Genomic DNA, 22,393 nt, shown 5'->3' with positions numbered 1-22,393 from the left:
CGTGGTGTCGAAAGATCGCAACCAGGGCAAGAACCAGCTGCGCGTAGGGCGCCTCGTGAAGGCCCATGGCCTCAAAGGTGCGCTCAAGCTGGAGCTCTACACAGACACCCCGGAGCGCCGTTTCACTCCGGGAGCCGAGTTCACGTTGCAGGTGCCCGAGGCATCTCCGTGGCACGGCAAGACCGTAGTCGTCCGCGAATACCGCGTGATGAACGGCAACCCGGTCGTCTTCCTCAACGATGTCGACGACCGTGAGGCTGCAGAGGGTCTCGTACGCGCCATCCTCTGGATCGATCAGGATGCCGACGAGGTCGAGGACAACGCCTGGTTCGACCACCAGCTCGTCGGACTCGATGTCGTCCGCGACGACGTCGTGGTCGGCAAGGTGGCTCGCGTGGAGCACTTCCCCGCGCAGGATCTGCTCATCGTCCGATCGGGCGATCAGGACATCATGGTTCCCTTCGTCCAGGCGATCGTCCCCACGGTCGATGTGAGCGCAGGACGCGTCATCGTGACGCCGCCCGCAGGTCTCTTCGAAGAGCTTCCCGACTCCTCCGAGTCGTCGGCTGCGGAGGAGTCCTCGGACTCCGACGCCTCCGAGTGACCGCTGGTACGGTTCCTCCGTGCGCATCGACGTCCTCTCCATCTTCCCGTCGTACTTCGACGGACTGACGCTCTCGCTACTCGGGAAGGCGCAGAGCGCCGGCATCCTCGATCTGCGGGTGCGTGATCTGCGTGATTGGACCTCCGATCGTCACCGGACCGTCGACGACACCCCCTACGGGGGCGGTGCCGGGATGGTCATGAAGCCGGAGCCCTGGGGGCTGGCGCTCGACGACCTCGCATCGTCGACTCCCTCCTCGACCGACCAGCGACCGACGATCATCTTCCCGTCGCCCGCGGGCGAGGTCTTCACGCAGGCGACGGCTCGTGATCTGAGCACTCGCGAGCATCTCGTCTTCGGCTGCGGCCGGTACGAGGGGATCGACGAGCGGGTGTTCGAGTATGCGGCCTCCCTCGGCGAGGTTCGGCTGATCAGCCTGGGAGACTATGTCCTCAACGGCGGCGAGGTCGCGACGATGGCGATGATCGAGGCGATCGGTCGTCTGATCCCCGGCGTCGTCGGCAATCCGGAGAGCCTGGTCGAAGAGTCCCATGAGGACGGGCTGCTGGAGTACCCCTCGTACACGAAGCCGTCCGTCTGGCGTGAACGATCGGTTCCCGATGTCCTGCTGAGCGGCAATCATGCGCTCATCGCCTCGTGGCGACGTGACCAGCAGCTCGAGCGCACGCGCCGCCGACGCCCTGACCTCCTGCCGGACGACGAGTCCTAGAGCATCCGCTCCACACCTCGGTCGATCTCGAAGACGACATCATGAGGATGTCGGAGCGACAGGGCCGCTGCGGGGTCGAGACGCCGTAGGTCCGCTCTGAGCATCCGTCCGAGCATCTCGTGTGTCACGAGCACGGGGACCCCGCCGGAGGCCCAGCCGCACGCCGACAGCGCTCGGCGAGCACGTGCTCTCGCCTGCGCGTAGCTCTCGCCGCCAGGGAAAGCCCATCCGTATCGGTTGGCGGCCCTGTCGGCTCGGGCAGAGGGGAACCGCTGGTCGACCTCATCCCAGGTCAGACCAGCCATGTCGCCGTGATGCACCTCGGAGAGTTCGGGAACCTCCACCAGATCCGCGCCGATCCGGTCGGCGATGATCACCGCGGTGCGGAGCGCCCTCCCGAGCGGGCTCGAGCAGACTGTCGTGATCCCGTGGCCGTCGAGCCGTTCGGCGACGCTCTTCGCCTGACGGATCCCGTCATCCGTGAGGGGCGAGTCGAGCTGCCCCTGCAGTCGGTGCTCGAGATTCCATCGCGTCTGCCCGTGTCGCACGAGGAACAGGCGCTCAGGCACATGGCGATCCTGCGGAATCATGCACCCAGGATGGCACAGCCGAGCCATGCTGCGAGGGGCGAATCGGGTGTCGCCTGATAGCGTCGGGGCATGGTCGACGAGGTGCTTGCGAAGTCGTTCGAGCGCATCGCTGCGGACTACGATCGCTATCGGCCCGGGTTTCCCGCGGCGGCGGCCGATCTGATCCTGCCCGAGCGTGTGCGTGCAGCACTCGATCTCGGAGCCGGCACCGGGAAGTTCACGGAGCTGCTCCCGGAGCGGGCCGAACAGGTCATCGCGGTCGAACCCTCGACGGCGATGCTGGACGTCCTGAGGGCCAAGCTGCCGGGAGTGGAGGCTCTGCAGGGAAGTGCCGAGCTGATTCCGGCGGCGGACGGATCCGTCGATGTCGTCACCGTCGCCCAGGCGTTCCACTGGTTCGACCGGGATCCCGCATGCGGGGAGATCGCGAGAGTGCTCGCGCCCGGCGGGACTCTCGGCCTGATCTGGAACCACTCCGACCCTGCGAGCACCTGGGACAGGGCGGCTCATCGCATCGCTCATCCCGCGGTGGCGGACGAGGACGGCACGACGAGCTCTGCCGCCGAGGTGCTGCCCGGTTTCGAGCATGTCCGGAACGAGCAGATCCACTGGGCGGAGCGGATCCGGCGCGAGGACTACCTCAAGCGATGGTCGACCGTGAGCAGCTTCCTGGTCGCTGATGACGACGAACGTGCGCGGATGTCCACCGCCATCGAGACCGTCCTGGACGCCGATCCCGAAACCCGTGGGCGTGACGAGTTCGACCTGCCCATCGTGACGGACGTGTTCGTCTACAGAGTCGACTGACCCGAGTCGACGGCTCAGTCGACTCCGAGGAACGTCCGATCGGTGAGGATGATGGGTCCATCGGCTGTCACAGCGACCGTGTGCTCGGAGTGTGCGCCCCTCGATCCGTCGACACTGCGCAGCGTCCAGCCGTCAGGGTCCGTGACGAGCTCGTCGGTGGTCTCGAGCAGCCACGGCTCGAGCGCGAAGACGAGACCCTCGCGCAGTGGGAAGCCACGACCGGCTCGTCCGTCGTTGGGGACGTGGGGGTCGCCATGCATGATGCGGCCGACACCGTGGCCGCCGAAGTCGGTGTTGATCGAGTATCCCTCGCCGTGCGACACTGCCGCGATGGCCGCGGAGATGTCGCCGATCCGGTTGCCGACGACGGCGGCCGCGATGGCCGCGTCGAGCGCTCGCTCGGTCGTCTCGATGATGCGGAGGTCTTCGTCGCGCGGTGTTCCGACGACGAACGAGACGGCGGAGTCGGCGACCCAGCCGTCCACCGACACGGCGAAGTCGAGGGAGACCAGATCTCCGTCGCGGAGCGTGTAGTCGTGGGGGAGGCCGTGCAGTACAGCGTCATTGATCGACGTGCAGATCACCTTGCCGAAGGGACTGGCGCCGAACGAGGGGTGGTAGTCGATGTAGCAGGACTCGGCTCCGGCCTTCCGGATCATCTCGTGCGCGCGGCGGTCGATCGACAGCAGGTTTGTGCCGACCTTCGTCTCGTCGCGCAGCGTCGCCAGGGTCTCGGCCACGAAGCGACCGGCGGCGCGCATCTCGTCGATCTCGGCAGGGGTGCGCAGTTCGATCATCGGGTGTCCTCTCGTCGCTTCCATTCTCGCCGATGAGCGAGCCTGCGGATGTCCGCGCGCTCACAGCGAACACCACGACAACGACCGACGCCGCGTCGTACGATCTGTGACATGTGGTTGCGTCAGGCGTTCTTCCGGTGGCTTGTTCCGGCTGCCTTCCTGCTGCCGCTCTGGCTTCTTGTCGGCTGGGGAGTGTTCCAGGGCGGCTGGGCGATTCTCTGGGTTCTGTTCATCGCCATACCTTCGGTGTTCGTGGGGCAGCTCCTGCTCACGCTCCTCACGCGGTCTCGTCCGTCCGTGCGTGCCGATCGAGCCGTGTCCTGGTGGGACGTCGGCGGGTTCACCCTGTGGCACGGTCTGACGATCGCCGTCGGATGCTTCATCGACGGCGCGTTCGGATGGCTCCTCACCGCCGCGATCATCGTCGGGATAGGACTGGTCTGGCTGCAGCTCTGGCAGCTGTGGAGCGAGGCGAAGGGGAGCGGTGCGCGCTTCCGCGAGACCATCGCGTGGTCGACCGTCCCCGGCGTCGACGAGCCTGCGCCCCCGACCCGCGCACACGAGGTCATCGTCATCCGGGAGCACGACGCCAGGGAGTGATGTCGGCACGCCCGACGTTTTGGCCATGTGCGGCATCCGTGGCAGAATGGGTGTTTGTGCCGTGACCGGTTCTGCCTCAGGGGAACCCGCGGATGCTTCGGCGCCGTTCAGCACACACCCATTCTTGTTCCTTCCAGCATCATGCATCCGACCTGAGGCGAGTGCAGAGAGAGACGATCATGCAGATCCTCGACGCCGTCGACGCAGCTTCGCTGCGTTCCGACGTTCCCGTCTTCAACCCCGGTGACACGGTCAACGTACACGTGAACATCACCGAGGGCACCCGCTCGCGTATCCAGGTCTTCAAGGGCGTCGTCATCGGCCGCCAGGGCGACGGCGTGCGCGAGACCTTCACCGTTCGCAAGATCAGCTTCCAGGTGGGCGTCGAGCGTACCTTCCCGGTTCACTCCCCGGTGATCGACCACATCGAGGTCGTCACCCGCGGTGACGTGCGTCGCGCGAAGCTGTACTACCTCCGCCAGCTGCGGGGCAAGAAGGCGAAGATCAAGGAGAAGCGCGACAACTGACGCGCAGGTTCTCCACAGCACCCCGGGACACGATGTCTCGGGGTGCTGTGTTTTCCCCGGCGTGTGCGACCCTAGATGGTGCCGTCTCAGAACGGTGCGAGACTGTGAAGGAACCTTGATGACCACCGATTCCGCGCCTGCGTCCACGCCCCCGACCAAGCGGCGTCGCGGGCTCGTCGTATTCCTGCGGGACGTCCTCGTGATCATCGTCATCGCTGCGCTCGTCTCCTTCGTGGTCAAGACGTTCGTGGTGCGTTCGTTCTACATCCCCTCGGCGTCGATGGAGCGCACGCTCATCGTCAAGGACCGCATCCTCGTCGACGAACTCACGCCGCGGTGGACGGGATACGAGCGGGGTGATGTCGTCGTCTTCAAGGATCCGGGCGGTTGGCTCGACCCGCAGCCGCAGACACCTGCGCAGCCGCCGCTCATCCAGGCGTTCGACTGGGTTCTCAATGTCGTCGGCATCTCTGCGACGGACTCGCAGGATCACCTCGTGAAGCGTGTGATCGGACTTCCCGGCGATCATGTCGTCTGCTGCAACGCGCTCGGTCAGATCACCATCAACGGGGCACCGATCGACGAACTCAGCTACCTCAACCTCCCCGACGGCGACACGGCGGCGTCGAACGAGCCGTTCGACGTCGTGGTACCCGAGGATTCGCTCTGGCTGCTCGGCGACAATCGTGATCGTTCGCGTGACTCGCGGGCGCATCAGGACCTTCCCAGCGGAGGGTTCGTACCGCTCGAGAATCTGGTCGGCAAGGCGTTCCTCACCACATGGCCGCTGGATCGCATCGGCACCATCGACGGTCATCACGACAGCTTCAACGGGGTTCCGGACTCGGAATGACCGTCGTCGCCCCCAAGCTCAGCCTCGAGCGTCAGCTCTTGAAAGAGTGCGATCTCCTCATCTCCCTCGATGAGGTCGGCCGCGGTGCGCTGGCCGGTCCCGTGGCTGTCGGAGCCGCCGCGATGGATGCCGCCGGAGCGCGCCGCCGCGTGCCTGACGGCCTCAGAGACTCGAAGCTGGTGACGGAGCGAAGACGCCCTGAGGTCGCTGCGAGAGCGGCCGCCTGGGTGCCGGCGTCCGCCGTCGGGTGGGCGACCTCGACCGAGGTCGACGAAGTCGGGATCATGCGTGCCCTGGGGCTCGCCGCGTCCCGTGCGGTGCAGGCCATCGTCGACCAGGGCGTCGCGATCGACAATGCGCTCGTGCTCCTGGACGGCAACCACGACTACGTCTCGGCCGTGCACCCGGTGCCGCTTCGTGTTCGTCCGGTGATCAAGGCCGACAGGGACTGTGCGTCGGTCTCGGCGGCCTCGGTGATCGCGAAGGTCGCGCGCGACACGTACATGGCGGAACTCCACGTGGGGCATCCGGCCTATCAGTGGGACAGGAACAAGGGCTATGCGAGCCTCGAGCACCGGGATGCGATCCGGGCACTCGGTCTCTCGCCGCATCATCGTTCCTCCTGGGCGATCGCCGACGCCCCGACCCTGTTCTGACGCTCCGTGCGGCATTGACGTGTCGCCGACTCTAGGATGGAGTCATCATGGATGAGGAAGCCTTCGACGACTACGACCGCGAGCTCGAGCTCGCGTTGTTCCGCGAGTACCGCGACGTCGTCGCTCAGTTCCAGTACGTGGTCGAGACGGAACGACGGTTCTACCTGGCCAACGAGGTCAATGTCGTGCGTCGCGACACCGAGCACGACTTCTACTTCGAGATCTCGATGACCGACGTGTGGGTGTGGGATATCTACCGCGCCGACCGCTTCGTGAAGGCCGTGCGCGTGCTCACCTTCAAGGACGTCAACGTCGAAGAGCTCCAGCGCCGCGAGTTCGAGCTGCCACAGGAGCTGTCGCTCGACGGAGAGTGACCGCTCCTGCACACCCGGTGGTTCTGACGGATTGTCCCCGCCCGTCGGGGGTGCGGAGGATTCACGACGCCGACGGTCGCACCCGGTCGACAGGCTGTCGACATGGCAGCAAAAGACGATCTCGGCAGAGCCGGTGAAGAGCAGGCGGTTCGGTACCTGACGAACCTCGGGTATGCAGTTCTCGACCGCAACTGGCGGTGTGCTCAGGGTGAGATCGACATCGTCGCGGCTCACGGATCGCACATCGCGGTGATCGAGGTGAAGACCCGACGGAGCGAGTCGTACGGGCACCCGTTCGAAGCGGTGGATACGCGTAAACTGCGCCGCTTGTGGCAGCTGGCCCATGCATGGGCCGCCGATCACCCTCAGCTCATGCGCGGGATGACGATCCGGATCGATGCGGTCGGGATCATCGGTCCGGACCCGGCGAAGGGCACGCTCGAGCATCTGGTGGGTCTGTCGTGACGACGGCGCGCACGTGGGCGGTGGCGCTGACCGGCGTCGACGGGCACATGGTCGAGGTCGAGGCCGACCTGTCGAACCAGACTCCCGACTTCAAGATCATCGGGTTGCCCGACAAGTCGCTCGCGGAAGCCGTTCAGCGGGTGCACAACGCCTGCAAGAACAGTTCGCTCGATCTCCCGCGTCGCCGTCTCACTGTCAACCTCTCACCGGCGAGCCTCCCCAAGCAGGGCTCCGGATTCGATCTGAGCATCGCCGTGGCGTCGCTGGCCGCCGGAGGCGCACTCTCGCAGCGCTCTGTCGCGCGCACCGTGCACCTCGGCGAATTGGGCCTCGACGGAAGGCTCCGTCCCGTTCCCGGAGTCCTGCCGGCCGTGTTCGCGGCTGCACGCGCGGGATTCGAGACCGTGATCGTTCCCTCGGGCAACGAAGCCGAGGCCCGGCTCGTCCCCGACATCGAGGTGCGCCCGGCCGCGACGCTCTCTCAGGTGGCTGTCTGGCACGGTGCTGACGTCGAAGTGATGGAGTCAGACCCTGTCATGCTGACCGGTCCGATGTCTGAGCCGAGCGACGAGCTGGACCTCGCCGATGTGGCGGGCCAGGAGGACGCGGTCGAGGCATTGATCGTGGCGGCGGCCGGTGGCCACCATCTTCTTCTCAGCGGTCCGCCGGGAGCCGGCAAGACGATGCTCGCGCGGCGTCTGCCCGGCATTCTGCCGCGCCTCACCGAGGATGAGGCGCTGGAGGTCGCGTCGATTCGTTCCCTCGCCGGTGAGGCGGTGCGACGCCTCGATTCGACGCCGCCGCTCGAATCGCCGCACCACAGTGCGTCGGTCGCGGCGCTCGTCGGTGGGGGATCACGGGTGGTTCGTCCCGGAGCCATCTCACGAGCTCACCGCGGTGTGCTGTTTCTCGACGAGGCCGCGGAGTTCTCACGCGTCGCGCTGGACGCCCTGCGGCAGCCGCTCGAATCGGGATCGATCGAGGTCATCCGCTCCGGCCTCACCGCTCTGTTCCCCGCCCGGTTCCAGCTCATCATGGCGATGAATCCGTGCCCGTGCGGCAACTACGGAGCGCGGGGCTCGGAGTGCGTGTGCCCGTCGATCGCGATCCGTCGGTACGCGACGAGGCTCTCCGGCCCGCTGCGCGACAGGGTCGACATCGAACTGCACGTCGCTCGAGTCTCCGCAGCACGTGCGGTGAGTGCGGATCGTTCCGCGATGACGAGTGAGCGCGCCCGCGCTCGCGTGGTCGAGGCGCGAGAGCGCGCGTGCGCCCGCTGGCAAGGCACGCCATGGCGGCGGAACGCCGAGGTCCCGGGCGCGCGACTGCGCCAGCCCGACCTGCGGGTGGCCGCGGACGCGCGAGCGCCCCTCGACCGTGCCCTCGAACGCGGTGCGCTCACGCTTCGCGGCTACGACCGGGTGCTGAGGCTGGCCTGGACCATGGCGGATCTGGGAGGGGCTGACCGGCCCGGGCGCGACGAGGTCGGTCGCGCGCTGTTTCTGAAGAGGGGATACAGGTCATGATCGAATCGCTTGTGGAAGATCCCGAGGTGAGAATCGCGCTCGAGCGGGTCCGAGCTCACGGTGATCCCGAAGAGGCGCTCGCGCGGGTCGCCTGGTCGGTTCTCGCCGAGCCGGGTGACGGCGTCGCCGGGGCACTGATCGCGGAGATGGGAGCGCGGGACGCGCTGGACCTCGCAGTGGGAGCGGGAAGCCGGATTCGGCCCGGGACTACGGGGAGAACACTCCTGGAGGGACAGGCGCGGTGGAAGCCCCGTGCAGATCCGCGGGCGGTCGCGGATGCGATGAGCGGTGCGGGGGATGTCGATGCGCGTCTCATCCTCCCGGGCGACCCGATGTGGCCGGTCACGCTCGACGACCTCGGCGTGCATGCGCCGACCGTGCTGTGGGTGCGAGGCGATCCGGAGATCCTCTGCGCGGAGCCGCGGGTCGCCATTGTGGGCGCACGTGCGGCCAGCGGCTACGGCGAGATGCTCGCCGGGGATTTCGCGGGTGAGCTGGCGGCGGGCGGTGCGGTCGTCGTGTCGGGCGGTGCATACGGCATCGACGGAGCGGCTCACCGAGCAGCACTCGGCGTCGAGGGCAGGACGGTCGCGTTCCTGGCCGGCGGGGTGGATCGCGCCTACCCGCAGGGGCATCAGCAGCTCCTGCGTCGTATCGTCGACACGGGCGCAGTGGTGAGTGAGGTGCCCTGCGGCACGGCGCCCACCAAGTGGCGTTTCCTGTCACGGAACAGGCTCATCGCGGCGGTGAGTCATGCGACCGTGGTCGTCGAGGCAGGGTGGCGCAGCGGTTCGCTGAACACCGCCGGTCACGCGGCAGCGCTGGGCCGCCCTCTCGGCGCGGTCCCGGGGCCGGTCACGTCAGCGGCATCCGCCGGATGTCATCGACTTCTGCGTGAGTACGACGCGCGGTGCGTGACGACCCCTGCGGAGATCCGGGAGCTCTGGGGAGGCCGGACGGATGCTCCTGAGGTGGCGATGCGATCCGACCCCGATCAGGTGCGCCTCCTCGATGCGATCACCGGCCGCTCGGCGCTGCCGGTGCGTGAGATCTGTCGCCGTTCGGGGCTCGCGCCCGACAAGGTGAGCGCGATGCTCGGGGTTCTCGAGCTGGACGGCATGGTCAGGCGCGTCGAGGGCGGCTGGCAACGGTCAGGCGAAGTCGGGCGGCGCGGCTGACGCGAAGCCGGAGCCTGCTCCTGCAAGCTTGCTCCATGGAGTTCGCGGCCGCGGCACAGGCCTTCACCGATCACCTCGAGAAGGTGCGGAGGCTGTCGCCGGCGACGGTTCGAGCCTATCGATCCGACCTGCGCGATCTGGCGCAGACAGTCGGGGAGCTCGGTGTGGAAGAGGTGTCGCTCGAGACGCTACGCGATTGGCTCTGGCGGGCGACGCAGCGCGGTGATGCGCGCTCGACCCTCGCGAGGCGCGCTGCGGCGGCGCGTTCGTTCTTCAGCTGGGCTCAGGAAGAGGAGATCATCGCGCACGATCCGAGCCTGCGCCTCGTCGCGCCCAAGCGCGGGCGTACGCTGCCGACGATCGCCTCTCAGGACGCGATGACGGCGCTCCTCGATGCACAGCGATCTGCCGCGGCGACGGGGGAGCCTGACGCACTGCGAGACCATGCCGTCCTCGAGTTGCTCTACGGGGCCGGCATCCGCGTCTCCGAGCTCTGCGGACTCGATGTCGATGATCTCGATCTCGCCCGCGGAACAGTCCGTGTGCTCGGCAAGGGATCGAAAGAGCGTGTGGTCCCGTTCGGGGTGCCGGCGCGCGATGCCGTCGGCGCATACCTCACCCGAGGTCGGCCCGTGCACATGGCGCGTGGGTCTCGTCCGTCTCCCGCGCTTCTCCTCGGCGCCCGGGGAGGGAGGATCGGTCCCCGGGCCGTGTACTCCCTCGTCGCACGCGTGCTCGCGCCGTTCGTCGGTGCCGACACCGTCGGTCCGCACGCCCTCAGGCACACGGCGGCGACCCACCTCCTCGACGGTGGAGCCGACCTGCGGGCGGTGCAGGAGATCCTGGGGCACGCGAGTCTCGGCACGACACAGATCTACACTCATGTCTCGGCTGAGCGGCTGACTGCGACATACCGGCTGGCGCATCCGCGGGCGTGACACGCCCGCAGTGACCGAGCGTCATAACGGATCGCAGCAGGGGAGGAGCACTGCACGGGGCACTTCTCCGAACAGCGTCATCGGGTTGATGTACTCCCCGCCGAGACGCACGCCGAGGTGCAGGGTGCCTGACTCCGCGTGCCCGCCGGAGGCCACGGTGCCGATCGTCTCTCCCGCGGGCACGACATCTCCGGGGGAGAGGTCCGAGGTCAACGGCTCGAAAGTCGACACGTATCCTCCGGCGTGCTCGATCGTGAGCAGCGGTCGGTCGACGACGGTTCCCCGGAACGCGACGATGCCGTCAGCCGGCGCGCGAACGGCCCGACCCTGGCTCGTCACGATATCGATGCCCCGGTGCCCTGATCCGTACTCGTGAGCGGGCGCGCGAAACGGATTGGCGACGGAACGCGCGCCGTCGATCGGCCATACCCACGTCGCCGCGATCGTTGTGTGCGCAGGTGCGGCGGCGGGGGCCGACGCATCCGCCCGGATCTCGGGGCCGATCGGCAGTGCGCAGAGCAGCAGAAGTGCGAGGAAGGGGAGAGGACGCGCGTGCATCGGATCATGATCGGCGGTGGCAACCCCGCTGCGCTCGGTCCGGCTCCGACCATTGCAGTGGATGTGCGGAATCCACAGACCGACTGCTCAGTGCAGGGCGAGTGACGCCGCAGCATCCTGTATGCTGAAGGAGCACCTCGATCTCGGGGTGACTACGCGTGCCCAGAGCGACTTCAGTCGTGGCATCCACTCCCACAGGTCCTGTTACCGAACAGGTGGGTGTGCGCCGGGCACCAGGGAGTTCGATCGTCCGATCGACTCGACAACCTCAATGGCGCAGAATCGCGCCGGAACCAGGAGACGACCATGGCTGTGGTCACCATCCGCCAGCTGCTCGACAGCGGCGTGCACTTCGGACACCAGACCCGTCGGTGGAACCCGAAGGTCAAGCGCTTCATCCTCACCGAGCGCAGCGGCATCCACATCATCGACCTCCAGCAGTCGCTCGGCTACATCGACAAGGCCTACGACTTCGTCAAGGAGACCGTCGCTCACGGCGGCACGATCCTCTTCGTCGGCACGAAGAAGCAGGCGCAGGAGATCCTCGCCGAGCAGGCGACCCGCGTGGGTCAGCCCTTCGTCAACCAGCGCTGGCTCGGTGGACTCCTCACCAACTTCCAGACGATCTCCAAGCGTCTCGCACGCATGAAGGAGCTCGAGGAGCTCGACTACGAGACCCCCGCGAACAGCGGCTTCACGAAGAAGGAGCTGCTTCTCAAGAAGCGCGAGCTCGACAAGCTGCACAAGTCGCTCGGTGGTATCCGCAACCTCACCAAGACGCCGTCCGCCATCTGGGTCGTCGACGCCAAGCGTGAGCACCTCGCCATCGACGAGGCCAAGAAGCTCGGCATCCCCGTGATCGGAATCCTCGACACGAACGCCGACCCGGACGACTTCCAGTACCCGATCCCCGGTAACGACGACGCGATCCGCTCGGTCTCGCTGCTCACCCGCATCATCGCGGACGCCGCAGCGGAGGGCCTCCAGCAGAAGCACAACCCCGAGACGGGCGACGCCGAGCCGCTGGCCGACTGGGAGAAGGAACTCCTCGAGACGCCCGCGGACGCCGCTGCCGAGGCTCCGGCCGCAGACGCTGCCACCGAGGCTCCGGCCGAGGATGCAGCTACTGAGGACGCAGCCGTCGAGGCTCCGGCCGCAGACGCCGAGGCCACCGAGGCTCCCGCAGCAGAGGCCGCAGAGGCCCCCGCTGAGGCAGACGCCAAGTAATTCCGCGACCACCACACACATCACGAAGCAAGGAGCCACCACACATGGCCAACTTCACCATCGCCGACCTCAAGGCGCTGCGTGAGCAGCTCGGCACGGGAATGGTCGACACCAAGAAGGCGCTCGAGGAGGCTGACGGAGACGTCGAGAAGGCCACCGAGATCCTGCGCCTGAAGGGTGCCAAGGGCAACGCGAAGCGTGCTGACCGTTCCACCAGCGAGGGCCTCATCGTCGCTCGCGAGCAGGATGGCGCAGTGACGCTGATCGAGCTCGCCTGCGAGACGGACTTCGTCGCGAAGAACGAGCGCTTCATCGCGCTGGCCGACAAGGTCGCCGACGCTGTCGCAGCGGTCAAGGCCGACTCGGTCGAGTCCGGTCTCGCCGCGCAGGCGGGCGACAAGAGCGTCGAGCAGGTCATCTCGGAAGAGGCTGCGATCATCGGCGAGAAGGTCGAACTGCGTCGCGTGCGCACGGTCTCGGGCGACAAGGTCGAGGTCTACCTGCACCGCACGAGCAAGGACCTGCCGCCGCAGATCGGCGTCGTCGTCGCCTACTCGGGTGACGACGCCGAGACCGCTCGCAGCATCGCGCAGCACATCTCGTTCGCGAACCCGTCGTACCTCTCCCGCGAGGACGTTCCGTCCGACGCCGTGGAGAAGGAGCGCGAGATCGTCACCGAGATCTCCCGCAACGAGGGCAAGCCGGAAGCGGCTCTGCCCAAGATCGTCGAGGGCCGTGTCTCCGCGTTCATCAAGCAGGTCGCCCTGCTCGAGCAGGACTACGCGAAGGACAACAAGCTCTCTGTCGCCCAGGTGGCGAAGGACGCCGGTATCACCGTGACGGACTTCGCGCGCTTCAAGGTCGGCGCGTAACATCGTCGAAGGGGTTCGGATCAACGCGATCCGGACCCCTTCTTCATGCCCAGAAGGCACTATCTTGAATCGGGACGAGAGGATCACCCCCATGACCGACCGCACAGGACGCCGCCGCGTTCTTCTCAAGCTCTCCGGTGAGGCGTTCGGCGCCGGCCAGCTCGGAGTCAACCCCGACGTCGTGAGCCAGATCGCGCGTGACATCGCCGCAGCGGTCGACCGCGTCGAGATCGCCATCGTCGTCGGCGGAGGGAACTTCTTCCGCGGAGCCGAACTCAGCCAGCGCGGTATGGATCGTGGCCGCGCCGACTACATGGGCATGCTCGGAACTGTGATGAACGCTCTCGCCCTTCAGGACTTCCTCGAGCAGGCGGGCGCACCGACGCGCGTGCAGTCCGCCATCTCCATGACCCAGGTCGCCGAGCCCTACATCCCCCTGCGTGCGGAGCGTCACATGGAGAAGGGCCGCGTGGTCATCTTCGGTGCCGGCGCCGGCCTGCCGTACTTCTCGACCGACACGGTCGCCGCGCAGCGGGCGCTCGAGATCGGAGCGGAGGAGGTCCTCGTCGCCAAGAACGGCGTCGATGCGATCTACACCGCCGACCCGAACAAGCACGCGGATGCCGAGCGCATCGAGCGCGTCACGTATCGCGACGCCCTGCAGCGCGGTCTCAAGGTCGTCGACTCGACCGCGTTCAGCCTGTGCATGGACAACAACATGGACATGCGCGTCTTCGGCATGGAGCCGGCGGGCAACGTCACGCGTGCTCTCCTCGGCGAGCACATCGGAACTCTCGTCACGGCCTGAGCGCCTGCCGGTGCTCGAGAGCCCGGCCCGATAGAATTTCAGAACACCCCGACGATAGGAGTCACCGTGATCGCGGATGTCCTCGCTGAAACCACCTCCCGCATGGCACGAGCCGTCGAGGCTGCCAAGGAGGACTTCTCCACGGTGCGCACCGGCCGCGCCAACCCGCAGCTCTTCCAGAAGGTTCTGGTCGACTATTACGGAACGCCGACTCCGCTCGCCCAGCTCGCTTCGCTGGCGAACCAGGAAGCACGCACGCTCATCATCACGCCGTACGACAAGTCGGCGCTGAAGGGCATCGAACAGGCCATTCGCGACATGCCGAACCTCGGAGCGAACCCCACCAATGACGGCAACCTCGTGCGGGTCACGATGCCCGAGCTGACGGCCGAGCGCCGCAAGGAGTACGTCAAGCTCGTCAAGACCAAGGCCGAGGACGCCAAGGTCCATGTCCGTGGGATCCGCCGTAAAGGCAAGGACGAGCTCGACGCCCTGAAGAGCGAACTCGGTGAAGACGAGATCGCCAGGGGAGAGAAGGAACTCGACGCCCTCACGCGCCAGCACGTCGACCTCATCGACGACGCACTCAAGCGCAAAGAGGCTGAACTCCTCGAGGTGTAGGCGGCATGTCCGACGAACCCACCGGTGACGGTACCGACAAGCCGCAGACGCGCCGTGAGGCGCGCGACTCGTCGACCTCGACCGGCGGGATACCCCTGGTCGACGGCGCCTTCCCGGCATTCGACACCACGAGCATCCCGCCACGACCTCCGCTTCCTGCAGAGGTGCCCGTGCTCGCGGCATCTCCTCTGGACACCGCTGATCACAACGCGATCCGGGAGCAGTGGCGCGCCGCCCGCGACGAGCTGGGCAACCACGTCTCGCATGCTCGAGGGCAGCTCGACCAGGCCAATGAACGCATCAAGGAGCGCACGGGCCGAGATCTGATCCTCGCAACCCTGATCGGTCTCGCGTTCGGAGCGGCGCTGCTCGCGTCTCTGCTGTTCATCAAGGTGCTGTTCGTGCCGTTCGCACTTGCTGCGGCGCTTCTCGGCGTGTACGAGCTGTCGCTCGCCCTGCGCGCCTCCGGTCGTCGGATCGACGTGGTGCCGCAGTTCATCGCAGCGACGATGCTGGTGCTCTCCGCGTTCTTCCTCGACCTCTGGCTCGTGTGGGTCGTGCTCTTCCTCGCCGTCGCATTCGTGATCGTGTGGAGACTCGTCGCTCAGATGGTCGCCAAGGACGGCAGGACCTACGGCGATGTGCTCACGGACGCGGTCATCGGTGGTTTCGTCCAGATCTATGTGCCCTTCCTCGCGGCTGTCGCGCTGATCCTGCTCAAGCAGGAGGGCGGTCAGTGGTGGGTCCTGAGCTTCATCGCCATCGCGGTCGTCGCCGACACCGGCGCGTACGCCGCCGGCCTCTCGTTCGGGCGGCATCCCATGGCCCCCAAGATCAGCCCGAAGAAGACCTGGGAAGGTTTCGGGGGAGCTGTGGTGGGTTCGATCGCGGCCGGAGTGCTCCTCGCGATCTTCCTCCTGCATGTGCCGTGGTGGATCGGTGTCATCTTCGGTGTCGCGATCCTGCTCTCCGCCACGCTCGGCGACCTCGGCGAGTCGATGCTCAAGCGCGACCTCGGGATCAAGGACATGAGTTCCTGGCTCCCCGGCCATGGCGGATTGCTCGATCGGCTCGACAGCATCCTGCCGTCGACGATCCCGGCTCTGTGCCTCTACTTCCTCTTCTCCTCCTGGGCGGTGCTGTGATGGTGTCGGATGATGTGCAGGTCTCGGACGACGTCCAGACTCCGGACGAGGCCGAGCAGGCGCCGCCCGCGTTCTCGTTGACGAGCGGTCGCGTCCGCGGCTACCACCGCGCGGCGGTGGACACCTTCCTCGCCGCTGCACGCGCGGCGTTCGAGGGAGATTCGGACGACCTCAGCGCTGCGGAAGTCCGGGTCGCGTCCTTCCCTCTCGTGAAGAACGGGTACGTGGTGTCGGAGGTCGACGCCGCGCTCGGCCGCGTGGAGGACGCATTCGCTGCGCGCGCTCGGGAACGGGCTGTGCGGGCCGAGGGCGCCGGAGCATGGGTGGAACAGGCGCGTGACGATGCTCAGGTCATCCTCGATCACCTGGCTCGTCCGAAGCGTCAGCGATTCGCACGCACCGGCATCCTCTCGTTCGGGTATCGCATCGATGAGGTCGATCACGTGAGCACTCGCATCGCCCGCTACCTCCGAGACGGAGAGCCACTGACCGCCGAGCAGCTTCGTTCGGCGGCGTTCCGGATGCAACGTGGGGGCTATCGCGAAGAGCAGGTCGATGCCCTCCTCGATGCGACCGTCGACGTGATCCTGGCGGTTCGCTGAGCGTTCCCGTGGCCGTCACAGGCCTCACCGGGTAGACTCCTTGCATCGTGAACTCCCGAAACGACATGACTCCTCATCGAAACGACGTCACCCCTGCGCCTTCGTCGGCGGCTCTTTCGCCGCGCAAGGGCAGCCGTCGCCGTGGCGTCGTGGGGTTCTTCAGCGCACTCGCGGTGGTCGGTTTCGCCGCCGCGATGGTGGCTCCCACCGGCGTCGCGCTTGCCGACCCGCCGGTCGAGGACGCTCCGGAATCCGCGTACTCCGTTGCTCTCGGTGAAACGCAGAATCTGACGGTGACCGTCGAGGGCGCGGCGATCGCGCCGGTCCAGCGCGGAACGTTCTCTGTCTACGTCACGCCGAAGCCGACTCCGAAGCCCACTCCCAAGACGGCATCGTCCGACTCGTCGAAGTCGTCGAGCTCCGGCGGTGGCCCGCTCTTCTACACGGGCGGTGGGGCCCCTGCCCAGTGGATGGCGGCCGCAGGGATCGCGGAGTCCGACTGGGGCTACGTCGATTACATCGTCTCGCGCGAGAGCGGATGGAACCCGAACGCGACGAACTCCTCGTCGGGTGCCTGCGGACTCGTGCAGGCACTGCCCTGCAGCAAGGTCCCCGGCAACGGCTACGACCCCGTCGACAACCTGCGCTGGGCGACGGGATACGCGACGGGTCGTTACGGCAGCTGGGCCGGCGCGCAGGCATTCTGGTCGAACAACCACTGGTGGTGAGCAGGCTTCATGGCCCGCTCCCGCAAGCGCCGTCCGACGCGCCCTGAGACCGAGGATTCGCTCGATCGGCTCCTGGCCTCGTGGAAGCGTACGGAATCACGGCGCGGTATCGAGTGGACGGTCCAGCCGATCTCGGCTGTCCAGGCGCAGAAGGACTACATCTGTCCGGGTTGCGGACGCAATGTCACGACGGGCACGGCCCATCTCGTGGTCTGGCGCGCCGACGGCGTGCTCGGGGATGCGGCAGACCTCGCAGCCCGACGGCACTGGCACACACACTGTTGGAGGATTGCGTGAGCATCGAGATCCGTGGCCCGATCGAACTTCCCGCACGGCGCGAGGACATCGTGTTGGAGACGGCGGACGAGCTGACGCTCGTCGGGGAGCTTGCGCTGCCTGAATCGGCGCCACCGGTCGCCACGCTCGTCACGCTGCATCCGTTGCCGACCGCGGGCGGGTTCATGGACTCGCACATCATCCGCAAGGCGGCCGCACGTCTGCCGGCTCTGGCGGACCTCGCCGTCCTGCGGTTCAACACGCGGGGAACGACCTCGCCTCGCGGGACGAGCGACGGCGCATTCGACGGGGGAGCGGCGGAGCAGTTCGACGTCGCGGCGGCGATGGAATTCGTGCGTGAGCGTGGTCTTCCCCGCCCCTGGCTTCTCGGATGGTCCTTCGGCACGGAGCTCGCGCTGAAATACGGGCGGGAGCATGACGTCGAAGGCATCATCCTGCTCTCTCCACCCCTGCATCGGGCCACCGACCAAGAGGTGGCGGCATGGGCCGGAGCCGACGTCGAGGTGGTCATCCTGGTACCGGAACTCGACGACTACCTGCGCCCGGATGAAGCACGAGAGCGGTTCTCGACGATCCCTCATGCGAATCTGATCGCGGTCGAGGGCGGGAAGCACCTGTGGGTGGGCGAGAGTCAGACTCGACGCGTGCTCACGGAGATCGTCGCCGCGGTCAATCCGGGCGCGCTGCCGCTGCCGACCGAATGGCCGGTCGCCTAGAGCTCGTTCATCCGCGGGATGAGCACCTGGCGGTAGAGGATCAGGATGCTCGCCGCCACAGGGATGGCGATGAGAGCGCCGAGGAGGCCGAGCAGGCTGCCGCCGGCCAGCGCCGCCACCACGACGACCGCTCCGGGCACCGAGACGGCACGGCTCATGATCCTCGGTGAGATCACGTAGGCCTCGATCTGCATGTAGATCAAGTAGTAGATGGCTGCGGCGATCGCTGTCGCAGGCGAACCCAGTCCCGGTATCAGGCAGACCAGCACGATGATCGTCGATCCGGTCAAGGTGCCGACGAGGGGGATCAGCGAGAAGAAGAACGCCACGACGGCCAGTACCGCGGGGAACGGAGCATCGATGATCGTCAGGAAGATCATGCTCAGGACACCGTTGATGACGCCCTGCGTGACCTGGCCCATGACGTAGTACCCGACGGAGTCGGTGATCTGCTCGGCGAGGTCGATGAACCGTTCGCGCTTCGACGCGGGAGCGAGCTGATAGACGGCACGCTTCAGGGAAGGGGTCGAGGCCGTGAGATAGATGGTCAGGATGAGGACGATGAATGCTCCGAACAGGCCGCTGACCACCGCGCCGCTGGCTGCGAGGACGCTCTGACCGATCGAGCCGCCGATCTGCGTGAGGTTCGTCTCGAGCCAGGTGGTCACGTACGCGAAGACGTCGTCGACCTTGAGATTGGGGAAGGTCTCGACCATCCACTCCCTGAGGTCGGGAAGGAACGTGCCTCGCTGAACGATCGCGGTGATCTGCGCGATCAGCTGGGAGATCTGGTCGACCAGCACGGGGATCACGATCAGGATGATCCCGGCGAAGATGCCGAGGACGGCGAGGATCGTGATCAGGACCGCGAGCCAGCGGGGGAGTCTCTTGCGCTCGAGGAAGGTGACCAGGGGGTCCAGGCCCAGACTCAGGAAGAGCGCGGTGCCGACGTAGAGAAGGACGGTCGACAGGTTCTCGAGACTTCCGATCAGCAGGATCCCCAACCCGACGCCGAGCGTCGCCACGAGGGCGGTGCGGAACGGGTTGTGGATCTTCATCTGAGCTCCTCGAAAAGGCGGATGCTGCAAGGTTATCGAGCGTCCGGTGGCTCGACCTCACGACGTGCCGCGTGATGCCGAGCAACCTGCTCGTGGGCAACGCACAGGTGATTTCGCTAGTCTGAAATGTCGAGTGTTCCGGCTCGGACGCGTGTCCGGGCCGTGTGAGGAGACTATTCGTGCGTTTCGTATGGGCCGTCGTGGCCTTCGTGCTGGCTGCGGGACTGATCGCTGCGGGCATCGCCCAGCGAACCATCTTCCAGGGTCCGGCGACCCAGAAGGTCTCGGTTTCCGTGGAAGAACCCGCCCCCTATGTGCTCGTGGACGGCGACGTCCTGAGGGAGCACCCGGGTGCGCAGACGCTGCTGGTGAAGGGCGATGGCGACATCTTCGCGGCGTACGGCCGCACGGCGGACATGGAGGCGTGGCTCGCCGACGCGACCTACAACCTCGTCACCGTCGGCAAGAGCGGCGATCTCGACGTCGAACTCGTCGACGCGGGCGCGTCGGACGACGAGGGCGACGCCACGGCGACACCGGCTCCCACCGAGACTCCCACGGACGATGCCGCCGCCGAGGCGATCCCCGGGCGCAATCCCGCAGGGTCCGATCTCTGGCTGAACTCCTTCACCGACACCGATGCGCTGATCGCTGACATGCAGCTTCCCGAGGGCGTGAGCGTGCTGATCGCTGAGGACGGCACTCAGGACGCACCCGACGACATCGTCGTGTCCTGGCCGATCGACAACTCCACCCCACTCGCTGGTCCACTCATGGCAGCGGGTGCCGCTGTCCTGCTCGTCGGTCTGATCCTCTACGTGCTGGCCATCCGCCATCAGCGTCGCGGTCGCGGACCCCGGCGCAAGGGGCCAGGACCGTTGCCCGCGACCGAGCCGATCGACGTCGCGCAGCTGCCCCCGGCCGAACGCGCGGCGATCGAGGAGTCTTCCGCGCCCGGATCGGACGACGCGGCGGTCTCCGACGGCACCGATGACACGAAGACCTCCGACGGGGACACCCAGACTCCTGCGGAATCGGAGAAGACGACGGGCGAGCGCACGTCGGAGCTGCGCGCGGCGACACCGACCCGCAGACGCCGCCTGATCGCCATCCCGGCGATCGCGTTGACCGCACTGCTCGCGAGCGGTTGCTCGGCTGATTCCTGGCCCCAGTTCGGAGAGAGCAGCCCGACTCCCTCGCCGAGCGCGACCGTCATCGCTCCCGACAACCAGAAGCCGCCGGCTGTGACCGAGTCTCAGGCGAAGCGCATCCTCGACGAGGTGTCGTCCACGCTCTCCGAGGCGGATGCCGCGATGGACATCGATCTGGCGGGAACACGCCTCGACGGCCCGGCGCTGACGGCTCGCACGACCGAGTACACGCTGCGCACCGCTCTTCCGGACACGACTCCGCCGGCGGCCATTCCGACCGATGACATCGAGGTCGTGCTCCCTGAAGCCAGCGACCGCTGGCCGCGGACAGTGCTCCTGCTCTCGAAGAGCAAGGGCGACGACACGGTTCCGCCCGTGATCCTCACCATGACGCAGCAGGACCCGTGGTCGAACTACAAGGTCACCAACATGGCCGAGATGTCTGCGGATGCCGTCTTCCCGGATGTGGCTGCCGCATGGCTCGGGACCTCGCTCGTCCCCGACGATTCCGCCTTCCTGAGCATCCCGCCGGGGGAGCTCGCGGAGAAGTTCTCGGATGTCGTCGACGCGGGGGAGAAGAGCGAGTCCTACGGCCTCTTCGATGAGCTGTCGCAGAACCTCGCGACGTCCATTCGTGACAGCCGTCAGGCGGTGGTGAAGAACCTGGCGGACAACGGCGCGGCCAAGACGTCCAAGACGGCGTTCGACATCGCCCCGGCCGACGTGGCACCCGTCTCGTTGACCACGCTCGACAGCGGTGCGATCGTCGCCCTGTCTCTCATCGACACCGAGACCGTGACCCCGACGTCGGCCGATGCGGTCATCCGCTTCGGTGACAACGCGCAGGCGAAGGCTCTCACCGGGGTGACGGAGTCCGCGAAGGGCGTGACGACCAAGTACGAATTCCAGTTGTTCTTCTCCGTCCCCGCACAGGGCTCCACGGAGCAGATCCGGCTCCTGGCCGTGCGCCAGGATCTTCTCTCCGTCGAGGTGATCAAGTGACCGATATCTCTCCCGCCGCGCTCCGTGGAGCCGTCGACCTCTCCAGCCTGCGAAACCGTCCCGCAGCCCCGCCGCCGGCCACGGGCTCCGGGGGCGCTGCACCAGCCGCCGGGGGCGGCGTGACGGATGTCGTCGTCGATGCGACAGACGAGTCCTTCGGTCAGATCCTCGAACTCTCTCGCACGGTTCCCGTGGTGGTCGACCTGTGGGCCGAGTGGTGCGGACCGTGCAAGCAGCTGAGCCCGATCATCGAGAAGGTGACGCGTGAGCTCGGCGGCAAAGTGCTGCTCGCCAAAGTCGACGTCGATGCCAACCCGCAGCTCGCTCAGGGCTTCCGTGCGCAGTCGATCCCGATGGTCGTCGCTCTCATCGCCGGGCAGCCCGTTCCCATGTTCACCGGAGCGGTCCCCGAGCAGCAGGTTCGAGAGGTCTTCGCGCAGCTGCTCCAGCTCGCCGCTCAGAACGGTGTCACCGGGTCGCTCGACATCGGCGAGGCTCCCGCAGGTGGGGACGAGACCCCCGAAGAGCCGCCGCTGCCCCCGCTCCACGCCGAGGCGTTCGCGGCCATCGAGCTCGGCGATTACGCCGCGGCGATCGTCGCCTACGAGAAGGCACTCGCAGAGAACCCCCGGGATGAGGATGCGATCGCCGGCCTCGGCCAGGTGCGTCTGCTCGACCGTGTGCAGAAGCTCGATCTGCAGGATGCCCGTGCGGCTGCCGCGGCGGGCCCGCTCGACGTGAAGGCGCAGTTCGATGTCGCCGACCTGGACCTCGCCGGCGGACACGTGGACGATGCCTTCGGACGCCTCCTCGACCTATTCGCTCAGCTGCCCTCAGACCAGCGCACTCCGGTCCGCGAACGGCTGGTCGAGCTGTTCGGTCTGATCGGCGCGGCCGACCCGCGGGTGATCTCCGCGCGCAACAGGCTCTCGTCCCTGCTGTTCTGACCTCGGCCCGCGGCGA

The 22,393-nt window shown here is 67.1% G+C and carries 27 protein-coding genes; 23 read left to right on the top strand and 4 right to left on the bottom strand.

The window, feature by feature from the left end; all coding sequences use genetic code 11:
• The first annotated feature begins 1 nt into the window (after window position 1).
• Together rimM and trmD are read left to right on the top strand one after the other, a co-directional pair.
• Window positions 2–604, top strand: coding sequence for a ribosome maturation factor RimM (gene rimM / locus ACTJKH_RS04280; RefSeq protein WP_440735885.1), 603 nt, complete (start codon window positions 2–4; stop codon window positions 602–604).
• A 19-nt stretch (window positions 605–623) separates the two neighbouring features.
• Window positions 624–1,334, top strand: coding sequence for a tRNA (guanosine(37)-N1)-methyltransferase TrmD (trmD, locus tag ACTJKH_RS04275; protein ID WP_440735884.1), 711 nt, complete (start codon window positions 624–626; stop codon window positions 1,332–1,334).
• Here the strand turns inward: trmD and ACTJKH_RS04270 are convergent.
• Window positions 1,331–1,924: a histidine phosphatase family protein gene (locus ACTJKH_RS04270; RefSeq protein ID WP_440735883.1), complete on the bottom strand. Its 594-nt coding sequence runs from the start codon at window positions 1,922–1,924 to the stop codon at window positions 1,331–1,333. The genes trmD and ACTJKH_RS04270 overlap by 4 nt on opposite strands.
• A 69-nt stretch (window positions 1,925–1,993) precedes the next feature.
• Here ACTJKH_RS04270 and ACTJKH_RS04265 point away from each other — a divergent pair, with 69 nt between their 5' ends.
• Entirely contained in the window at window positions 1,994–2,731 is a 738-nt protein-coding gene (locus tag ACTJKH_RS04265) for a class I SAM-dependent methyltransferase (protein ID WP_440735882.1), read from the top strand.
• 14 nt (window positions 2,732–2,745) lie between these two features.
• Here ACTJKH_RS04265 and map read toward each other — a convergent pair whose 3' ends face one another.
• Window positions 2,746–3,528, bottom strand: coding sequence for a type I methionyl aminopeptidase (gene map / locus ACTJKH_RS04260; RefSeq protein WP_259159210.1), 783 nt, complete (start codon window positions 3,526–3,528; stop codon window positions 2,746–2,748).
• Between the two features lie 111 nt (window positions 3,529–3,639).
• Here map and ACTJKH_RS04255 point away from each other — a divergent pair, with 111 nt between their 5' ends.
• From ACTJKH_RS04255 to ACTJKH_RS04215, 9 genes are all read left to right on the top strand, one after another.
• Entirely contained in the window at window positions 3,640–4,128 is a 489-nt protein-coding gene (locus tag ACTJKH_RS04255; RefSeq protein WP_440735881.1) for an MFS transporter permease, read from the top strand.
• 179 nt (window positions 4,129–4,307) lie between these two features.
• The gene (gene rplS / locus ACTJKH_RS04250; RefSeq protein ID WP_042542128.1) at window positions 4,308–4,655 is read left to right on the top strand and encodes a 50S ribosomal protein L19; all 348 of its coding nucleotides are present in this window, start codon (window positions 4,308–4,310) and stop codon (window positions 4,653–4,655) included.
• A 118-nt stretch (window positions 4,656–4,773) separates the two neighbouring features.
• The gene (lepB, locus tag ACTJKH_RS04245; RefSeq protein ID WP_259159196.1) at window positions 4,774–5,508 is read left to right on the top strand and encodes a signal peptidase I; all 735 of its coding nucleotides are present in this window, start codon (window positions 4,774–4,776) and stop codon (window positions 5,506–5,508) included.
• Window positions 5,505–6,164 carry a ribonuclease HII gene (locus ACTJKH_RS04240; protein ID WP_440735880.1) on the top strand — a complete coding sequence of 220 codons (660 nt, stop codon included), beginning with the start codon at window positions 5,505–5,507 and terminating at the stop codon, window positions 6,162–6,164. The genes lepB and ACTJKH_RS04240 overlap by 4 nt, the downstream gene beginning before the upstream one ends.
• Before the next feature lie 47 nt (window positions 6,165–6,211).
• A complete protein-coding gene (locus ACTJKH_RS04235; RefSeq protein WP_056509743.1) occupies window positions 6,212–6,538 on the top strand; it encodes a DUF2469 family protein in 327 nt (108 codons plus the stop codon).
• Window positions 6,539–6,640: 102 nt separating this feature from the next.
• Window positions 6,641–7,003 carry a YraN family protein gene (locus ACTJKH_RS04230; RefSeq protein WP_259159186.1) on the top strand — a complete coding sequence of 121 codons (363 nt, stop codon included), beginning with the start codon at window positions 6,641–6,643 and terminating at the stop codon, window positions 7,001–7,003.
• A complete protein-coding gene (locus ACTJKH_RS04225; protein ID WP_440735879.1) occupies window positions 7,000–8,529 on the top strand; it encodes a YifB family Mg chelatase-like AAA ATPase in 1,530 nt (509 codons plus the stop codon). The genes ACTJKH_RS04230 and ACTJKH_RS04225 overlap by 4 nt, the downstream gene beginning before the upstream one ends.
• 26 nt (window positions 8,530–8,555) lie before the next feature.
• Complete coding sequence (dprA, locus tag ACTJKH_RS04220) at window positions 8,556–9,707, top strand: DNA-processing protein DprA (RefSeq protein ID WP_440735878.1); 1,152 nt, start codon at window positions 8,556–8,558, stop codon at window positions 9,705–9,707.
• A 35-nt stretch (window positions 9,708–9,742) separates the two neighbouring features.
• Window positions 9,743–10,645, top strand: coding sequence for a tyrosine recombinase XerC (locus tag ACTJKH_RS04215; protein ID WP_440735877.1), 903 nt, complete (start codon window positions 9,743–9,745; stop codon window positions 10,643–10,645).
• Window positions 10,646–10,666: 21 nt separating this feature from the next.
• Here ACTJKH_RS04215 and ACTJKH_RS04210 read toward each other — a convergent pair whose 3' ends face one another.
• Complete coding sequence (locus ACTJKH_RS04210; RefSeq protein WP_440735876.1) at window positions 10,667–11,203, bottom strand: murein hydrolase activator EnvC family protein; 537 nt, start codon at window positions 11,201–11,203, stop codon at window positions 10,667–10,669.
• A 306-nt stretch (window positions 11,204–11,509) separates the two neighbouring features.
• Between ACTJKH_RS04210 and rpsB the strand changes: the two genes are divergently transcribed.
• From rpsB to ACTJKH_RS04165, 9 genes are all read left to right on the top strand, one after another.
• Complete coding sequence (gene rpsB / locus ACTJKH_RS04205; RefSeq protein WP_440735875.1) at window positions 11,510–12,430, top strand: 30S ribosomal protein S2; 921 nt, start codon at window positions 11,510–11,512, stop codon at window positions 12,428–12,430.
• A 44-nt stretch (window positions 12,431–12,474) separates the two neighbouring features.
• Complete coding sequence (gene tsf / locus ACTJKH_RS04200; RefSeq protein ID WP_056307904.1) at window positions 12,475–13,302, top strand: translation elongation factor Ts; 828 nt, start codon at window positions 12,475–12,477, stop codon at window positions 13,300–13,302.
• 91 nt (window positions 13,303–13,393) lie between these two features.
• Entirely contained in the window at window positions 13,394–14,110 is a 717-nt protein-coding gene (gene pyrH, locus ACTJKH_RS04195; RefSeq protein ID WP_056307902.1) for a UMP kinase, read from the top strand.
• 66 nt (window positions 14,111–14,176) lie between these two features.
• Entirely contained in the window at window positions 14,177–14,731 is a 555-nt protein-coding gene (frr, locus tag ACTJKH_RS04190; RefSeq protein WP_056307900.1) for a ribosome recycling factor, read from the top strand.
• Between the two features lie 5 nt (window positions 14,732–14,736).
• The gene (locus tag ACTJKH_RS04185; protein ID WP_440735874.1) at window positions 14,737–15,876 is read left to right on the top strand and encodes a phosphatidate cytidylyltransferase; all 1,140 of its coding nucleotides are present in this window, start codon (window positions 14,737–14,739) and stop codon (window positions 15,874–15,876) included.
• Window positions 15,876–16,478, top strand: a complete 603-nt coding sequence (locus tag ACTJKH_RS04180; RefSeq protein ID WP_440735873.1) for a DivIVA domain-containing protein — start codon at window positions 15,876–15,878, stop codon at window positions 16,476–16,478. The genes ACTJKH_RS04185 and ACTJKH_RS04180 overlap by 1 nt, the downstream gene beginning before the upstream one ends.
• Window positions 16,479–16,543: 65 nt before the next feature.
• A complete protein-coding gene (locus ACTJKH_RS04175; RefSeq protein ID WP_440735872.1) occupies window positions 16,544–17,206 on the top strand; it encodes a transglycosylase SLT domain-containing protein in 663 nt (220 codons plus the stop codon).
• Window positions 17,207–17,215: 9 nt separating this feature from the next.
• Window positions 17,216–17,503 (top strand): hypothetical protein, encoded by a 288-nt coding sequence (locus tag ACTJKH_RS04170; RefSeq protein WP_440735871.1) that lies wholly within the window; start codon window positions 17,216–17,218, stop codon window positions 17,501–17,503.
• Between the two features lie 2 nt (window positions 17,504–17,505).
• Window positions 17,506–18,219, top strand: coding sequence for an alpha/beta hydrolase (locus ACTJKH_RS04165; protein ID WP_440736145.1), 714 nt, complete (start codon window positions 17,506–17,508; stop codon window positions 18,217–18,219).
• On the opposite strand, the gene ACTJKH_RS04160 is transcribed toward ACTJKH_RS04165, so the two are convergent.
• Window positions 18,216–19,277 (bottom strand): AI-2E family transporter, encoded by a 1,062-nt coding sequence (locus ACTJKH_RS04160; protein WP_440735870.1) that lies wholly within the window; start codon window positions 19,275–19,277, stop codon window positions 18,216–18,218. The genes ACTJKH_RS04165 and ACTJKH_RS04160 overlap by 4 nt on opposite strands.
• Before the next feature lie 179 nt (window positions 19,278–19,456).
• Between ACTJKH_RS04160 and ACTJKH_RS04155 the strand changes: the two genes are divergently transcribed.
• Together ACTJKH_RS04155 and ACTJKH_RS04150 are read left to right on the top strand one after the other, a co-directional pair.
• Window positions 19,457–21,430: a glycosyl transferase gene (locus ACTJKH_RS04155; protein WP_440735869.1), complete on the top strand. Its 1,974-nt coding sequence runs from the start codon at window positions 19,457–19,459 to the stop codon at window positions 21,428–21,430.
• Window positions 21,427–22,377, top strand: coding sequence for a tetratricopeptide repeat protein (locus ACTJKH_RS04150; RefSeq protein ID WP_440735868.1), 951 nt, complete (start codon window positions 21,427–21,429; stop codon window positions 22,375–22,377). Before ACTJKH_RS04155 ends, ACTJKH_RS04150 begins: the two co-directional genes overlap by 4 nt.
• Window positions 22,378–22,393: the final 16 nt, after the last annotated feature.

It is taken from the genome of Microbacterium sp. 22215 (assembly GCF_052045655.1).
Lineage (GTDB): Bacteria > Actinomycetota > Actinomycetes > Actinomycetales > Microbacteriaceae > Microbacterium > Microbacterium phyllosphaerae.
Note: the sequence above shows the minus strand (reverse complement) of the source record. Positions and strands in the feature narration are given on the sequence as shown.

Coding starts and splice junctions, on each gene's coding strand:
- map (WP_259159210.1), bottom strand. CDS start 3,528: ATGATCGAACTGCGCACCCCTGCCGAGATCGACGAGATGCGCGCCGCC.
- rplS (WP_042542128.1), top strand. CDS start 4,308: ATGCAGATCCTCGACGCCGTCGACGCAGCTTCGCTGCGTTCCGACGTT.
- ACTJKH_RS04175 (WP_440735872.1), top strand. CDS start 16,544: ATGACTCCTCATCGAAACGACGTCACCCCTGCGCCTTCGTCGGCGGCT.
- ACTJKH_RS04230 (WP_259159186.1), top strand. CDS start 6,641: ATGGCAGCAAAAGACGATCTCGGCAGAGCCGGTGAAGAGCAGGCGGTT.
- ACTJKH_RS04240 (WP_440735880.1), top strand. CDS start 5,505: ATGACCGTCGTCGCCCCCAAGCTCAGCCTCGAGCGTCAGCTCTTGAAA.
- lepB (WP_259159196.1), top strand. CDS start 4,774: ATGACCACCGATTCCGCGCCTGCGTCCACGCCCCCGACCAAGCGGCGT.
- ACTJKH_RS04185 (WP_440735874.1), top strand. CDS start 14,737: ATGTCCGACGAACCCACCGGTGACGGTACCGACAAGCCGCAGACGCGC.
- ACTJKH_RS04270 (WP_440735883.1), bottom strand. CDS start 1,924: ATGATTCCGCAGGATCGCCATGTGCCTGAGCGCCTGTTCCTCGTGCGA.
- tsf (WP_056307904.1), top strand. CDS start 12,475: ATGGCCAACTTCACCATCGCCGACCTCAAGGCGCTGCGTGAGCAGCTC.
- ACTJKH_RS04265 (WP_440735882.1), top strand. CDS start 1,994: ATGGTCGACGAGGTGCTTGCGAAGTCGTTCGAGCGCATCGCTGCGGAC.
- pyrH (WP_056307902.1), top strand. CDS start 13,394: ATGACCGACCGCACAGGACGCCGCCGCGTTCTTCTCAAGCTCTCCGGT.
- ACTJKH_RS04160 (WP_440735870.1), bottom strand. CDS start 19,277: ATGAAGATCCACAACCCGTTCCGCACCGCCCTCGTGGCGACGCTCGGC.
- ACTJKH_RS04255 (WP_440735881.1), top strand. CDS start 3,640: ATGTGGTTGCGTCAGGCGTTCTTCCGGTGGCTTGTTCCGGCTGCCTTC.
- ACTJKH_RS04235 (WP_056509743.1), top strand. CDS start 6,212: ATGGATGAGGAAGCCTTCGACGACTACGACCGCGAGCTCGAGCTCGCG.
- ACTJKH_RS04170 (WP_440735871.1), top strand. CDS start 17,216: ATGGCCCGCTCCCGCAAGCGCCGTCCGACGCGCCCTGAGACCGAGGAT.
- ACTJKH_RS04210 (WP_440735876.1), bottom strand. CDS start 11,203: ATGCACGCGCGTCCTCTCCCCTTCCTCGCACTTCTGCTGCTCTGCGCA.
- ACTJKH_RS04180 (WP_440735873.1), top strand. CDS start 15,876: ATGGTGTCGGATGATGTGCAGGTCTCGGACGACGTCCAGACTCCGGAC.
- rpsB (WP_440735875.1), top strand. CDS start 11,510: ATGGCTGTGGTCACCATCCGCCAGCTGCTCGACAGCGGCGTGCACTTC.
- ACTJKH_RS04215 (WP_440735877.1), top strand. CDS start 9,743: ATGGAGTTCGCGGCCGCGGCACAGGCCTTCACCGATCACCTCGAGAAG.